Annotated in this window: 14 protein-coding genes, 1 tRNA gene and 1 riboswitch; of the genes, 11 read left to right on the top strand and 4 right to left on the bottom strand. The window is 75.2% G+C overall.

Going from position 1 to position 14,191, the window contains the following annotated elements:
* Positions 1–112: 112 nt before the first annotated feature.
* Positions 113–850 (bottom strand): sensor domain-containing protein, encoded by a 738-nt coding sequence (locus ACFZBX_RS04450; protein WP_391531473.1) that lies wholly within the window; start codon positions 848–850, stop codon positions 113–115.
* A 125-nt stretch (positions 851–975) separates the two neighbouring features.
* On the bottom strand, positions 976–1,560 hold the full coding sequence (locus ACFZBX_RS04455) for a GNAT family N-acetyltransferase (RefSeq protein ID WP_391531474.1): 585 nt from the start codon (positions 1,558–1,560) through the stop codon (positions 976–978).
* A 43-nt stretch (positions 1,561–1,603) separates the two neighbouring features.
* Between ACFZBX_RS04455 and ACFZBX_RS04460 the strand changes: the two genes are divergently transcribed.
* Positions 1,604–2,494 (top strand): hypothetical protein, encoded by an 891-nt coding sequence (locus ACFZBX_RS04460; RefSeq protein WP_391531475.1) that lies wholly within the window; start codon positions 1,604–1,606, stop codon positions 2,492–2,494.
* Between the two features lie 57 nt (positions 2,495–2,551).
* Here ACFZBX_RS04460 and ACFZBX_RS04465 read toward each other — a convergent pair whose 3' ends face one another.
* Positions 2,552–3,421, bottom strand: a complete 870-nt coding sequence (locus tag ACFZBX_RS04465) for a M23 family metallopeptidase (protein WP_391531476.1) — start codon at positions 3,419–3,421, stop codon at positions 2,552–2,554.
* Between the two features lie 12 nt (positions 3,422–3,433).
* Positions 3,434–3,592: riboswitch (cyclic di-AMP (ydaO/yuaA leader) on the bottom strand.
* 246 nt (positions 3,593–3,838) lie between these two features.
* Between ACFZBX_RS04465 and ACFZBX_RS04470 the strand changes: the two genes are divergently transcribed.
* From ACFZBX_RS04470 to ACFZBX_RS04480, 3 genes are all read left to right on the top strand, one after another.
* Positions 3,839–4,129 (top strand): YiaA/YiaB family inner membrane protein, encoded by a 291-nt coding sequence (locus ACFZBX_RS04470; protein WP_391531477.1) that lies wholly within the window; start codon positions 3,839–3,841, stop codon positions 4,127–4,129.
* 123 nt (positions 4,130–4,252) lie between these two features.
* Positions 4,253–5,080, top strand: coding sequence for an alpha/beta fold hydrolase (locus tag ACFZBX_RS04475; protein WP_391531478.1), 828 nt, complete (start codon positions 4,253–4,255; stop codon positions 5,078–5,080).
* Positions 5,081–5,122: 42 nt separating this feature from the next.
* Complete coding sequence (locus ACFZBX_RS04480) at positions 5,123–5,692, top strand: TetR/AcrR family transcriptional regulator (RefSeq protein ID WP_380755707.1); 570 nt, start codon at positions 5,123–5,125, stop codon at positions 5,690–5,692.
* A 71-nt stretch (positions 5,693–5,763) separates the two neighbouring features.
* On the opposite strand, the gene ACFZBX_RS04485 is transcribed toward ACFZBX_RS04480, so the two are convergent.
* A tRNA-Ile gene (locus ACFZBX_RS04485) sits at positions 5,764–5,837 on the bottom strand.
* A gap of 188 nt (positions 5,838–6,025) precedes the next feature.
* On the opposite strand from ACFZBX_RS04485, the gene ACFZBX_RS04490 reads away from it, so the two are divergent.
* From ACFZBX_RS04490 to ACFZBX_RS04520, 7 genes are all read left to right on the top strand, one after another.
* Positions 6,026–8,365 carry a SpoIIE family protein phosphatase gene (locus tag ACFZBX_RS04490; protein WP_391531479.1) on the top strand — a complete coding sequence of 780 codons (2,340 nt, stop codon included), beginning with the start codon at positions 6,026–6,028 and terminating at the stop codon, positions 8,363–8,365.
* Positions 8,366–8,527: 162 nt separating this feature from the next.
* Positions 8,528–10,126, top strand: coding sequence for a sensor histidine kinase (locus ACFZBX_RS04495; RefSeq protein ID WP_391531774.1), 1,599 nt, complete (start codon positions 8,528–8,530; stop codon positions 10,124–10,126).
* Positions 10,110–10,523, top strand: a complete 414-nt coding sequence (locus ACFZBX_RS04500; protein WP_376086659.1) for a roadblock/LC7 domain-containing protein — start codon at positions 10,110–10,112, stop codon at positions 10,521–10,523. Before ACFZBX_RS04495 ends, ACFZBX_RS04500 begins: the two co-directional genes overlap by 17 nt.
* Positions 10,520–10,870, top strand: coding sequence for a DUF742 domain-containing protein (locus tag ACFZBX_RS04505; RefSeq protein WP_391531480.1), 351 nt, complete (start codon positions 10,520–10,522; stop codon positions 10,868–10,870). The genes ACFZBX_RS04500 and ACFZBX_RS04505 overlap by 4 nt, the downstream gene beginning before the upstream one ends.
* Positions 10,871–10,928: 58 nt before the next feature.
* Complete coding sequence (locus ACFZBX_RS04510) at positions 10,929–11,498, top strand: ATP/GTP-binding protein (protein WP_391531775.1); 570 nt, start codon at positions 10,929–10,931, stop codon at positions 11,496–11,498.
* A complete protein-coding gene (locus tag ACFZBX_RS04515; RefSeq protein WP_391531482.1) occupies positions 11,495–13,084 on the top strand; it encodes a cytochrome P450 in 1,590 nt (529 codons plus the stop codon). Before ACFZBX_RS04510 ends, ACFZBX_RS04515 begins: the two co-directional genes overlap by 4 nt.
* Complete coding sequence (locus ACFZBX_RS04520; protein ID WP_391531483.1) at positions 13,069–14,166, top strand: cytochrome P450; 1,098 nt, start codon at positions 13,069–13,071, stop codon at positions 14,164–14,166. Before ACFZBX_RS04515 ends, ACFZBX_RS04520 begins: the two co-directional genes overlap by 16 nt.
* Positions 14,167–14,191: the final 25 nt, after the last annotated feature.

A 14,191-nucleotide genomic window follows, 5' to 3' on the forward strand; every position in this document is an offset into this window, starting at 1 on the left:
GCCATCCGACCACGGGCCCCGGCGGCCCGCACCCGGGGGCGTCCGGGCGGGTGTACGGAGCCGGAGCCGGTGGGGGTGGGGGTGGGGGTGGGGGTGGGGGTGGGACGGGTGGTCAGCGGCCGAGCAGCCCGCGGGCGGCGAGGCGGTTGACGTTGGTCAGGCCGCGCACCAGCTGCGGGGTCAGGAAGACGAACAGCATCCCGAGCAGGCAGACCCCGGCGATCTGCAGCGGCGACTCGATGAAGTACTCGTGCCGGACGCCGTCGTCACCGGTGAAGTCGAAGACCCGGTAGCCCGGCCAGTCGACGTAGCGCGGGAACACCCAGTGGTAGACGGGGTAGAGCGCCAGCGCCCAGCCGACGCAGAGGAAGACCAGCGACAGCGCCATGCTGAGGATCGCCCACGGGAACATCACCACCTGGTACAGCACGGCCTTCCAGCCGGCCGCGTCCGCGAGGCGGGCGGTGATCGCGCCCCAGACGCCCGGCCGGGTGGCGCGGACCGGCGCCGGACCGGGCACGTCCAGGGCGAGCATGCCGCGCACCCGGGCGCGCTCCAGGCCGCCGAAGCCGCGGGCGAAGGTGGTCAGCGCGGCCAGCACCGGCAGGCCGAGCACGGTGACGAAGGTGCCGAGGCCGAGGCAGAACAGCGCGACGGCGACGGTGAAGCCGACGACCGCGACCGGCAGGCCGGTCAGCGTGTAGCCGACCTCGCGGTAGAAGTAGGAGGTGAACGGGGCCCGCCAGGCGTACGGCGGCTCCTCGATGCGGCGGGCCGGGGCGTGGTGCTCGCCGTACTCGCGGCCGTCGTACGCGTCGAACTCGTTGCGCTGCATGCTGTGGGTGCTCATGGCCGGTCTCGGTCCCTCGGGTCGGTCGCGGTTCGGGGCTCGTGGGGTCTGTCCTGCTGACTCCCCCAGCCTGTCAAAGCGCGCCCGGCTTGGACATCCGGCTCCCCGGCGAACCGGGGGTGGGGTTATCCCCCCTGACCGGCGCCCCCGGCCGACCCGTCGTCGGCGAGCAGCGCGTACTGGTAGGCGTCGCGCCAGCCGTCCCGGCGCCGGTAGTCGTGCCGGACCCGGCCCTCCAGCCGGAAGCCGGCCCTGGTCAGCACCCGGATCGAGGCGGCGTTGTCGACGTCCACCCGGGCCTGCAGCCGGTGCAGGCCGAGCGGGCCGAAGGCGAGGTCCCGCAGCAGGGCGACGACCTCGCCGGCGTACCCCCGGCCCCAGACGTCGCGGCGCAGGGCGTAGCCCAGGTGGGCGGCGCGGTGCGGGCCGAGGCCGAGCGCGGCGTTGCCGACCGGGACGGCGCGGGCCGGGTCGTCGGCGTCGGCGAGGCGGGTGACGGCCAGCCGGTAGACGGTCCGGTCCTCCTTCTCCGCCTCCTCCAGGTACTGGGCGATCTGGTCCGCGCAGTCCTCGTGGTCGCGCGGCTCGAAGGCGAGGTAGCGGGTGGCCTCCGGATCGCCGAACACCGCGTGCAGCGCGTCCACGTCCTCGGGGGACTGGTGGAACTCGCGGACGGCCAGCCGGGGCCCGGTGAGTCGGACGGGAACCATGGCTCCCGACCCTACCCCCGACCAGCGGTTACGGTTCGTGGTTATGGAAGACGAAGACCTGCGGCTCGCCCCGCGCACCAAGGCCGCCGAACTGCTCGCCTGGGCGGAGGCGGAGGGCCGCGAGCCGGTCGCCGGGGCCCCGCTGCGCGCGGTGCTGGCGCTGCTGGAACTGGGCGGCGGCAGGATGCACGACGGCTGGCCCGAACTGACCTCCGCCGCGGTGGAGCACCTGCTGTACGAGCGCCTCCACCTGTACGTCCAGCCGGAGCCGGGCCAGGACCCGCTGGCGTACGGCGCGGCGGTGCGGCTGCTGGTCGACCACCAGCGGGCGGCGAAGCGGCTGAACGCCAAGCGCCGGCAGCGGCTGCACGCCGAGGCCGAGTGGCAGGGCGAGCTGGCGGCCGGGCTGCTGCGCCGGGCGGACCTGGTGACCTGGCCCCGGCTGTACACGCTGCTGCTGCGCGCGGCCGGGGTGGACACCGGTGACGAGGCGGCGGTGCGGGCCTGGCTGGAGGGGTTCCGGGAGCTGCCGGCGCAGGAGCGCTCGGCGGCGTTCGAGGCGCTGGAGGCGGACGGCGTGCTGGACCCGGTGGACGACGGGGGCTGGGACGGCGGGGCCCGGACGCTGGCGGTCGGGATGGCCACCGACGGGGCGCGGCGGCTGCTGGAGCAGGGGCTGATGGAGCGCAGCTACCGGAACCTGGCGGAGCTGACGGCACTGGGCCGGCCGATGCCGGACGAGCTGGCCGGGGACTTCGGGGCGTTCGAGGACGCCGCGGTCCGGGTGGCGCTGGAGCTGGCCGGCGCGTGGACGGTTCCGGGGCTGCCGAGGCTGCTGGTGGAGGAGTTCCCGGAGCTGGCGCCGGAGCCGGGGCAGGCGGAGATCGACGCCTATCTGGCGGGTCTCGAACCGGCCGGCGACGAGGAGCGCTGACGCGCGAGGGGCCCCGGCCGGTCGGCCGGGGCCCCTCGTCGTGTGCTGCCGGAGGCGTCAGGGGGTGACGCCGCGCTGCTCGAACCAGCTCTCCGGGTCGACGGGGGCGCCGCCGCCGGGGCGGACCTCGACGTGCAGGTGGGCGCCGGTGACGTTGCCGGTCGCGCCGACCTTGCCGATCTGCTGGCCGGGGACGACCTTGCCGGAGCCCTTGATGATCGAGGAGAGGTGGCAGTACCAGATCTCGGTGCCGTCGGGCAGGGTCTCGACGATCCGGTAGCCGTAGGCACCGGCCCAGCCCGCCGAGGTGATGGTGCCCTGGCCGACCGCGTAGACCGGCTCGCCCTGGTCGGCGGCGAAGTCCAGGCCGGTGTGCAGGTGGGCCCAGTAGCGGGCGCTCTGGCCGTAGTGGGCGGAGAGCCGGTAGTCGCGCACCGGGAGCTTGATGGCGGCGAGCTTGGCCTTCTCGGCCTCCTCGGCGGCGCGCTTGGCCTGCTCCTGCTGGGCGATCTGGGCGGCGCGCTTGGCCTCGGCCTCCTGGGCGGCCTGGACGCGGGCGCTCTCCTCGGCCGCGGTGCGCTGGCTGTCGGCCTGCTGCTGGATGCGGGCGGCGAGGGCGAGGCCGGGGTCGGCGGAGAGCGCGACCGGCTGCTCGTCGGGCGCCTCGACGGCGGGCGCGGCGGCAGGGGTGGCGGAGGCGAAGCCGGTGGCGCCCAGGGTGGCGGCGACGGCGGTGACGCCGAGCAGCGGAGCGGTGCCGCGGCCCTGACGGGGCATCCGGTGCCGGCTGGTCTCGGCGGCCGGCGGGGCGGTCTCGTCGGCGGGGCCGCCGAACGGGCCCTGACCGGTGAACGGAGCCGGGTGATCGAGCAGCCGGGTACCGGCCGAGGAGCCGGACGGGTGTGCCGGGGTGTGCGTCGACGCCACGGAGGCGCGCTCCTTTCCTTCCTTCGCGCCTACCGGGTTAGCTGACGGGTTCGGAGCAGGAAGGTCTCCTACGGCTGGGCCTGGGCCTGGCCGATTCACCCCAAGGAACGTGGTTCCCCGGCTCCCTGGCCTGCCCGGAGGCCGGCCGGCGGGATTAGGCGACGGCGCACGGTGCCGTCTGGGTACGGCGTTGCGGACCGCGCTGCGTTATCAAACGTTAATCCGAGAGCCCCCCGATTCCAAGCCATCCGTTGGTGACGGCGGGATACGGATCGGGCACCACGCGGCCCGATGGGCGTTTTGGGACGTTTGATGACAACTGACACTACCGAACGTGTCAGGACGTCAACGAACGGCCCCTCACTTGAGTACCGCTACTCATGTGCGGCCGGGCCGGGCGCGGCCATCCTGGGCGCCATGAGCACACCGATGCAGTCCCGCACCACGGCCGCGTACTACATCCAGGCCGTGCTGTCCTTCACCCTCTCCGCCACCGCCCTCGGCGTCGGGATCGCCTTCCTCCCGGTGGAGCCGTGGACCCGGGCGTTCCTCGCCCTCGGCCTGCTCTACACGATCACCTCCACGTTCACCCTCTCCAAGGTGGTCCGGGACCGGCAGGAGACCTCCGAGCTGGTGACCCGGGTCGACCAGGCGCGGCTGGACAAGCTGCTGACCGAGCACGACCCGTTCAAGGTGGAAGGGGTCTGACCGGCCGCCCCGGGCGGGCCGGCCGCGCGCAGCCAGTACCGATAGCTTGACGGCTAAGGCTATTAGCCTTAGCTTTATGGCTATCGGCGCTCCGCCGACGATCCCGCCCCCAGGAGGCTCCCCATGAACGGCACCCTCGCCCCCGTCACCCGCCACCTCGACCTGCCCGGCGGCCGGATCGCCTTCGACGACACCGGGCACGGCGAGGGCGCCCCCGTCGTCCTGCTCCCCGGGATGCTCGACAGCCGGGCCGCCTACCGCCACCTGCACCCGCTGCTGACCGCCGCCGGCCGCCGGGTGATCACCATGGACCTGCGCGGCTTCGGCGAGTCCTCGATCGTCTGGGACGACTACTCCCCCGCCGCGATCGCCGGCGACGTCCTCGCCCTGCTGGACCACCTGGGCATCGAGCGGGCCGTGCTGGCGGGCAGCTCGTACACCGGCGCCAGCGTCGTCAAGGCCGCCGGGGCCGCCCCCGGGCGGGTGGCCGGCATCGTCCTGCTGGACGCCTTCGTCGAGAACGTCCCCGTCGGCGCGCTCCAGCGGCTGGTGGTCGGCGCGATGGGCGCGCTGGTGGTGCACTCGCCCGCGTTCTGGGGCCTCTACCACCGGAAGATGGCCTACCCCGGGCCCAAGCCGGCGGACCACGAGGAGTACGTGGCCGGGCTGGTCGCCGCGATGCGCACCCCGGGCCGGAAGACCGCCACCCGCGGCTATGTGCGCGGCGACTCCTCGCCCGTCGGCTGGACCGCCGCCGTGCGCTGCCCGGCGCTGGTCGTGATGGGCTCGAAGGACCCCGACTTCGGGAAGCCGGAGCTGGTCGCCGACCGGCAGGCCGCCGCGCTGAACGCGCGCAAGGTGATGATCGAGGGCGCCGGGCACTACCCGATGGCCGACCACCCGCGGGCCACCGCCGACGCCCTGCTGGCCTTCCTCGCCGACCTGGCCTGAGCGCTCCGAACGCCGTCACCCACCCACCCCAGGAGAACCGCTGTGCCCCGAGTCGGACTGACCCCCGAGCAGGTCGTCGGCCACGCCCTCGCCCTCATCGACGAGCAGGGCCCCGAGGCCCTCACCCTGGCCGCCGTGGCCGGCCGCGCCGGGGTCGCCACCCCCTCGCTGTACAAGCACGTGAGCGGCGGCCTGGCCGAACTGCGCCGGCTGGTGGCCGTCCGGGTCACCGAGGAGCTGGCCGACCGGCTGGCCGAGGCGGCGCTCGGCCGCGGCGGGGACGCGGCGGTCGCCGCCGTCCTGCGGGCGTACCACGCGTACGCCACCGAGCACCCGCACCGCTACGGCGCCCTGCCGCAGGCGCCGCAGCCGGACGCCGACCTGGCCGCGGCGGCCGGCCGGCTGGTCGGGGTGATCGTCGCGGTGCTGCGCGAGTACGGTCTCGAAGGCTCCGAGGCGATCCACGCCGCCCGCACCTTCCGCTCGCTGGCCCACGGCTTCGCCGCGCTGTCGACCGGCGGCGCCTTCCAGCTCGCCGAGGACCTCGGCGAGACCCAGGAGCGCATGATCACCGTGCTGACCGCGGGCCTGCGCGGCTGGCCCCGCCCCTGAGCGGCGCGGCAGCCGGACGCGGGAACGCCGAAGGGCCCGGAGCGGGATGCTCCGGGCCCTTCGTGGTGGTGTGGGGCTAACAGGACTTGAACCTGTGGCCTCTTCCTTATCAGGGAAGCGCTCTAACCGTCTGAGCTATAGCCCCGTACCGCACGACCCCGCCGGTACGGCGGGACGTCGTACGGAGAAGGGTACCGGACCCGGCGGGGGTGCTCGCACACCAGGGAAACCCGGTGCACCGGGACCCGCCGTTCGCCTCACGCCTCACCCGCTTAAGAAATAAGGTATTAAGAATTAACTGCCCCATAAGGAACCGGAGAGGCCGGCCGTCCCGTGGACCCGCGCAGCAGCCCCACCGCGCGCAGTGCCATGCGCTGCGTCCGCTTATTGCTCGGCTGCACCAGCGCCGCCGAACTGCTCGGCACCGTGCTCGCCGAGGGCCCCGGCTGGATCACCGGCGAGGGCTCGGCGCTCTACCTGCTCGACCCCGGCGGCATGCTCCGGCTCTCCGCCTCCCACGGCCTGCCCGACTGGGCCCACGAGCGCTACAGCGTGGTCGACCCGGCCAGTGAGCTGCCCGCCGCGATGGCGCTGAAGCTGCGCCGCCCCTATCTCCTGAGCCCCGAACGCACCAGCGTCGACTACCCGAACCGGAACACCGGGATGGGCACCGGGATGGTCGCCATCGTCACCCTGCCGATGGTCGTCGACGAGCGGCCGATCGGCGTGCTGGCCCTCGCGCTCGCCCACCGGGGCATCGTCCCCCGGCGCGACCTGGACGTGCTGGAGACCCTCGCGGACGCCTGCGCGCACCGGCTGGCGTACCTGCTGGAGCACGCCGGGGCGCCGCTCGCCCCGCACCACGGCGCCGCCACGCCGAACGGGGTGCGACCCGGGCCCGGCCCCTGCGGCGACCCGGCCGCCGGAACGGCCCACCCGCTGCTCTCGCTCGCCGTCCGCGCCGCCGGGCACGGCGCCTTCGAGCGCGACCTGGTCACCGGCGAGACCCACTGGGACGTCCAGGCGCTCCGGCTGGTCGGCCGGCCCGCGCCGCCGGACGGCGGTCCGGCCCCCGCGCCCGACCTCGACCTCGTCGTCCACCCCGAGGACCTGCCGGACGTCCAGGCCGCGCTCGCCGAGGCGCTCGCCACCGGCGGGCCGTACCGGATCCGCTACCGGGTGCCGCGCGCGGGCGGCGGGGTGATCCGGATCGAGGAGACCGGCGAGGTGATGCTGGACGTGCACCGCCGGCCGGTCCGGATCTCCGGGCTGATCGCCGACCTCGACCACGGGCGCGCCCTCGACGAACACCCGGTCACCGTCCATGCCGGCCGGGCCGCGGGGGGCGCCAACGGGACGGCGCTGAACGGGACGGCGCTGAACGGGGCGGCCGCCGGCGGGACGTCCGCCGCCGGGGCCCGGTCGGCGCTGCTGCTGGCGCTCACCCGGGCGCTGTCCCGGGCGGTCACCGTGCGGGACGTCATCACGGCCGTCACCGACATCGCCCGGCCCGCCTTCGGGGCGGCCAGCATCGTGCTGGACCTGGTCGACGAGGGCCGGCTGCTGCCCGTCGCACACACCGTCTACGGCGGGCCGCTGCGCACCGAGCTGACCCGGCTGGCCGACCTGTCGGAGGGCGTGATGCAGCGCGCGCTGGCCCGCTCGGCCCCGCTGTTCAGCGAGCCGGCCCGGCGCGGGCGGGGGCGCGGACGGCCGCAGGGGGCGGCCGCCGGCACCGGCGGCCCGCTCGCCCCGGCCGCCTGGGCGGTGCTGCCGCTGGTCGCCTCCGGGCGGCAGGTCGGCTCCTGCCTGATCACCTTCGCCACCGAGCGGGTCTTCAGCCGCGAGGACCGCACCCTCTACTCCGCCTTCGCGGGCATCCTGGCGCAGTCCCTGGAACGGGCCCGCCTCTACGACACCCACCACCACCGGGCCACCGAGCTGCAGCGCGCGATGCTGCCGCGCACCCTCCCCCGGCTGCCCGGGATCGCCAGCGCCGCCCGCTACCTGCCGAGCACCGAGGGCATGCAGATCGGCGGCGACTGGTACGACCTGCTGCGGCTGCCGGACGGCCGGATCGGCCTGGTGATCGGCGACGTCCAGGGCCACAACGCCGAGGCGACGGCGGTGATGGGGCAGCTGCGCAGCGGTCTGCGCGCCTACGCGACCGACGGGCACGACCCGGCCGCCACCCTGGCCCGCACCAGCCGGCTGCTCGCCGAGCTGGACACCGAGCTGTTCGCCACCTGTCTCTACCTCACCCTCGACCCGGCCGACGGCACCCTGCGGGCCGCCCGCGCCGGGCACCCGGCCCCGGTCCGGGTCACCGAGGACGCCCGGGCGGTGGAGCTGGACCTGCCCGGCGGCCCGCCGCTGGGCGTCGCCCCGGACCGGCCGTACCCGCTGGCGGTGGAGCACCTGCCGCCCGGCGAGACGCTGCTCGTCTACACCGACGGCCTGGTGGAGGACCGCGAGGAGGACTACGACGAGTCGGTGCAGCGGATGCTCGGCGGGCTGGAGCTGTGGGCCCGCAACGCCGGTCCGGTGCGGGTGGAGCCCGGTCCGGCGCTGGAACGACTGGCCGATCTGCTCACCCTGAACGTCACCGAACGGCGCTCCCGGCCGGACGATGTCGCGTTGCTGCTGTTGCACAGGTTGTCGGCTGTGCACTAGCGGGGCCGGTGGGACAACGATCGGGGGTCCACGGACCGTCCGATCGAGTCCGAAGCAGGGAGGATTGACGCGGTATTGACAGGATTTCGACGAGATCCGGTCACTTGGCGAGATCCGTTCACACCATCGTAGGATCATCACCCTAGAATTCGCCGCGTGACGATGACTCAGTGGTGCGCAACGGCAACAGGCGTGCTCGCCGTCCTCGCCCTCGTGGCCGCCGTCCGCTACCGCGCGGTCGCCGCCGTCCAGCGCCGCCGGGCCGCCGAGCGGCAGCGCGAGATCGCCGCCCTCCGGGGCCGGCTCGACGCCGAACTCTCCCGCCGCAGCGCCGAACTGGCCGCCGTCCAGCACGAGCAGGAACTCACCGCCTCCACCCAGCGGGCCTTCCTCAGCGTGGCCCGCCGGATCCTCGTGATGGCGCACGACCAGCAGGCCCTGCTGGACGAGATGGAGCGCACCCACGACGACCCGGCCCTGCTGGAGGGCCTGCTCAAGGCCGACCACGCCGCCGCCCAACAGGCCCGCCTCGCCCAGACGCTGGCCGTGCTCTGCGGCGCCCGGGCCGGCCGGCACTGGCCCGAGCCGGTCTCGCTGGAGGACGTCGTCCGCGGCGCCCAGTCGCGCATCCTGCCCTTCCAGCGGGTGATGATCCGCAGCCGGATCGAGACCGCGGTGGTCGGCGCGGCCGCCGAGGCGCTGATCCACGCGGTGGCCGAGCTGTTGGACAACGCCACCCGCTACTCCCCGCCCAGCACCCAGGTGTTCGTCACCCTGATGCCCGTGCACAACGGCGCCGTCATCGAGATCGACGACGGCGGCGTCGGCATGCCCGAGCAGGCCGTCGCCAAGGCCTCCGCAGCCCTGGCCGGCGGCTCCACGGTGGAGATCTCCCGCCTCGGCGAGGTGCCGCAGCTCGGCCTGGCGGCGGTCGGCCGGCTCGCCGAGCAGTACGGGTTCCGGGTCACGCTCAGCTCCGCGCCCTCGCCGTACGGCGGGGTGCGGGTCGTGGTGCTGCTGCCGAACGCGCTGCTCACCGAACCGCTGCCGCCGACCGTGCCCGGCCTGGGCGTGGACGACGCGGTGTTCGGGGGCGGTCGGCGCCGCCCCGGTCCGCCGCCGGCCGCAACGGGCCGGAGCACCGGGTACGGCGCGGGGCCGGCCCGGTCCGGTCAGGGCCCGGCCGCCCCGTACGACCCGGCGCAGGCCTCCGGCTACCCGCCCGTGTACCCCTCGCCCGCCGGCTACCCACCGGCTTCCGCCCCACCGGCCGCGGCCCCGCCCGCCCCGGCTCCGCCCGCCGTCTCCCCGGCCGGCGGGTCACCGGCGGACGGCCCGGCGTCGTCCGGCGCCACCCCGCCGCCGCTGCCCCGCCGCAGCCACCGGCGCGGCCGCGCCGCCACCCGGCACGCGGCCGGCCCCGCCTCCGCCCCGCCCCCGGCCCCGCCGTACCGCTCGGCGCAGCAGGCGCAGGCGTTCATGTCGATGTTCCAGGCCGGCACCGCCAGCGGCCGCTCCGCCGCCCAGGCCAACTCCCAGGCCCAGGCGGCGCACCAGGCCCGGTCGGCGTACCAGGCCCGGGCCGGGGCTGACGACCGGCAGCAGGACCGGACGGACCGCCCCCGCGGCCCGTTCGGCCCGGACCAGGGCGGTCCCCACCCCTCGGGCCACTCCCCGGCCCCCGCCCCGCACGACCCTTCCCTTCCCGCTTCCCCCCAGCTTCCCCAGTGCTCCGGAGAGTTCCATGACCACCACCCCTGACCTCGGCTGGCTGCTCGCCGACATCATCAACGTCCCCGAGGTCCAGCACGCCGTCGTGGTGTCCAACGACGGCCTGGAGATCGGGCGCAGCGAGGGCATCGTCCGCGAGGACGCCGAGCGCCTCGCCGCCGCCTGCTCCGGCCTGCAGTCGCTGGCCCGCGGCGTCGCCCAGGGCTTCGGGGGTCACCACAGCGCCACCCGGCAGATCATCATCGAGTACGGCGGCGGCTACCTCTTCATCGTCGCCGCCGGCGCCGGCGCCCACCTGGCCGTGGTGACCGGCGAGGCCGTCGACGCCGGCCTGGTCGCCTACCAGATGCAGGTCCTCGTGGAGCGGATCGGCACCCATCTCACCAGCCCGCCGCGCGCCGACCTGGCGGCGGGTGGCCACCGGTGAGCGGCGGCCCGGTCCGCCCCTACGTCATCACCGGCGGCCGCAGCCGCTCCACCCGCCCCGAGCTCGCGATCGAGAGCCTGGTCAGCGCCTTACCGGAGCAGCCCGAACTGCCCGACGACGCGCTGATCAACCGTGAGCACCGGCGCATCGTCCAGCTCTGCCGCAGCCTGCTGTCGATCGCCGAGGTGGCGGCCCACCTGGGGCTGCCGCTCGGCGTCGTCAAGGTGCTGGTCGGCGATCTCTGGGACCTCGGCGCCGTCCAGGTGCTCCCGCCCGTCCCGCAGGCCGAGCGCCTGCCCACCACTCTCCTGGAAGAGGTGCTCGTTGGCCTCCGCCAACTCCGCTGAGCCGCTCGCCGGCCCGCCGGCCGCCGCGCCGTTCGGCCCGCCCGCCGAGCCGCAGTACCTGCCGTCGTCCGTCCAGGGCGCGGTGAAGATCCTGGTCACCGGCCCGTTCGGGGTCGGCAAGACCACCCTGGTCGGCTCGCTGAGCGAGATCACCCCGCTGCGCACCGAGGAGACCATGACGGCGGCGAGCGCCGGCGTGGACGACCTCACCGGGCTCGGCGGGAAGACCACCACCACGGTGGCGCTGGACTTCGGCCGGATCACGCTCAACCGGCGGCTCGCGCTGTACCTGTTCGGCACGCCCGGCCAGCAGCGGTTCTGGCCGCTCTGGGACGACCTGTCGCGCGGCGCGCTCGGCGCGATCGCCATGGTCGACCTGCGCCGCCCGGACGAGAGCTTCGACGTGCTCGGCCGGCTGGAGGAGCAGCGGATCCCGTTCGCCGTCGCGGTCAACACCTTCCCGGACACGCCGGGTTACCCGGAGGAGGAGATCCGCGCCGCGCTGGACCTGCTGCCCGGGGCACCGATCCTGTTCTGCGACGCGCGGGACCGGCGGGCGGCGTACGACCTGCTGATCGACTTCGTCGACCACCTGCACCGCACCTCCGTCCTGGAGCTGGAGCGATGACCCTTCCCGACCCCGCCGGCACGGCCGCCGTCCCGCCGCCGGGGTGCCCCGCCCACGCGGGCGGCCGGGCCACCGGCCCGGCCACCACCCACCGCGGGACGCTGCCCGGCGGTCTGCCCGTCGGGGTGCCGCTCACCCCGCTGTACGGCGCCGCCGTCGCCGAGGACCCGCACGGCCTGTACGCCCGGCTGCGCGCCCAGTACGGCCCGGTGGCGCCGATCGAGCTGGAGCCCGGCGTCGAGGCCTGGCTCGTCCTCGGCTACCCCGAGCTGCTCGAACTCACCCGCAACGAGGCGCTGTTCTCCAAGGACTCGCGCCGCTGGCGGGTGCCCGCCGAGGGCCGGCTCGCCCCCGACTCGCGGCTCCAGCCGATGACCTCCTGGCGCCCGACCCTGCTCAACCTGGACGGCGCCGAGCACCAGCGGCTGCGCGCCGCCGTGGCCGACACGCTCGCCCAGATCGACCACCGGCAGCTGCGCGGAACCACCGAGACCTCCGCCAACGCGCTGATCGACAGCTGGGGCCCGGACGGCACCGCCGATCTGGTCGCCCAGTACGCGCGCCGGCTGCCGCTGCTGGTCTTCACCCAACTGCTCGGCCTGCCCGCCGACGCCGGTCCGCACCTCATCCGGCTGATCAGCCACATCGCCGACAGCGGCGCCGAATCGGTGCGCGCCAACCAGGAGTTCCAGGCGGTCCTGGTGGACCTGGTGCAGCGCCGCCGGGCTACGCCCAGCGCCGACCTCACCTCCTGGCTGCTGGCCCACCCGGCCGCGCTGACCGACGAGGAGGCGGTGCACCACCTGGTGGTGATGATGGTCGCCGGCAACGAGACCACCATCTGCTGGACCGGCAACACGCTGCGGCTGCTGCTCACCGACCGCCGCTTCCGGGCCACCCTCACCGGCGGCCGGCTGACCGTGGCCGACGCGCTGGAGGAGGTGCTCTGGCGCGACCCGCCGACGCAGAACTTCCCCGGCCGCTGGGCCACCGGCGACACCGTGCTCGGCGGCCAGTACATCAGCGAGGGCGACATGCTGGTGCTCGGCCTGGCCGCGGCCAACGCCGACCCGGCCGCCCAGGGGCCCGGCGCACTCGGGCACGCCGTGCTCGGCGGCAACCGGGCGCACCTGGCGTGGGGCGCGGGCAAGCACGTCTGCCCGGCCCAGCACCCGGCCCGGATCATCGTCGAGACCGCCGTCGAGACCCTGCTGCACCGGCTGCCGGACCTCCAACTGGCCGTGCCGGCCCATGAGCTGGCCTGGCGCCCGTCCCCCTGGTCGCGCGCTCTGGTCAGCCTTCCGGTGCTCTACAGCGCCTTCACCCCGCCCCGCCAGCCAGCCCCCGAAAGGCCCTCCCCATGGACACCGCCGCAGCTACCGGAAGACCGGGACCCGACGACCTCCACGCCGGACCCGGCGGGCTCGACGGAGGTGTCGCAGGCTCCGGAAGCGGCGCCGGCCGGCCCGGACCCGTCCGGCTCGATGTCCTCGGACGCGACCAGCACGGGGAGAACGCCCGCCTCCGGGAAGCCGGTCCGGCGGTCCTGGTGGAGCTCCCTGGCGGGGTGGTGGTCTGGGCAGTAACCCACCACGACACCCTCCAGGAGCTGCTCGCCGACCCCCGCGTCGGCAAGGACCCGCAGCTGTGGACGACGTTCCGGGAGGGCCGGCTGCCCGAGGGCTGGCCGCTGACCACCTTCGTCACCGTCCCCGGCATGATCACTGCCGACGGCGAGGACCACCGCCGGCTGCGCGGCCTGGTCACCCAGGCGTTCACCCCGCGCCGGACCGCCGCCCTGCAGCCCGCCGTCGAGGCCAGGGCCACCGCGCTGCTCGACCGGATCACCGATCCGCAGACCCCGTTCGACCTGCGCGAGCACTTCGCCTATCCGCTGCCGATGGAGGTGATAGGCGAGCTGCTCGGCCTGCCGCCCAAGCAGCAGGACGAGTTGCACGAGCTCTCCGACACCCTGGTCTCCAGCTCCGCGACGCCCGAGGCCGCCGTCGCCGCGCAGCGGTCGCTGTTCGCGCTGCTCGGCTCGGTGGTGGCCGCCAAGCGGGCCGAGCCCGGCGACGACCTCACCACCGATCTGATCGCCGCCCGCGAGGACGACGACCGGCTCAGCGAGAGCGAACTGGTCGGCACCCTGCTGCTGATGCTGGTGGCCGGCCACGAGACCACGCTCAACCTCATCACCAACGCCGTCCGCGCCCTGCTCACCCACCCCGGGCAGCTGCGGCTGGTGCTGGACGGCACGGTCCCGTGGTCGGCGGTCGTCGAGGAGACGCTGCGCTGGGACTCGCCGGTCGGCCAGTTCCCGCTCCGCTACGCGATCGAGGACATCCCGGTCGGCGACGCGGTGATCCGGCGGGGCGAGGCGCTGCTCGCCTCGTACGCGGCCGCCGGACGCGACGGCGCCCGCTTCCCGGACGCCGACCGCTTCGACATCACCCGGCAGCCGAACCGGCACCTGTCCTTCGGGCACGGCCCGCACTTCTGCCTCGGCTCCGGGCTCGCCCGGCTGGAGGCGGAGACGGCGCTGCGGCTGCTGTTCGAGCGCCACCCCGGGCTGGCGCTCGCGGACGGGCCGGTGCCGGAGCCGATCGGGTCGTTCGTCAGCAACAGCGTGCGGACGCTCCGGGTGACCGTCCCGGCGGCCCGGTGACCGAGGGCGGCCCGGGTCGTTGGGG

It is taken from the genome of Kitasatospora sp. NPDC008115 (assembly GCF_042957205.1).
Classification (GTDB): Bacteria; Actinomycetota; Actinomycetes; order Streptomycetales; family Streptomycetaceae; genus Kitasatospora.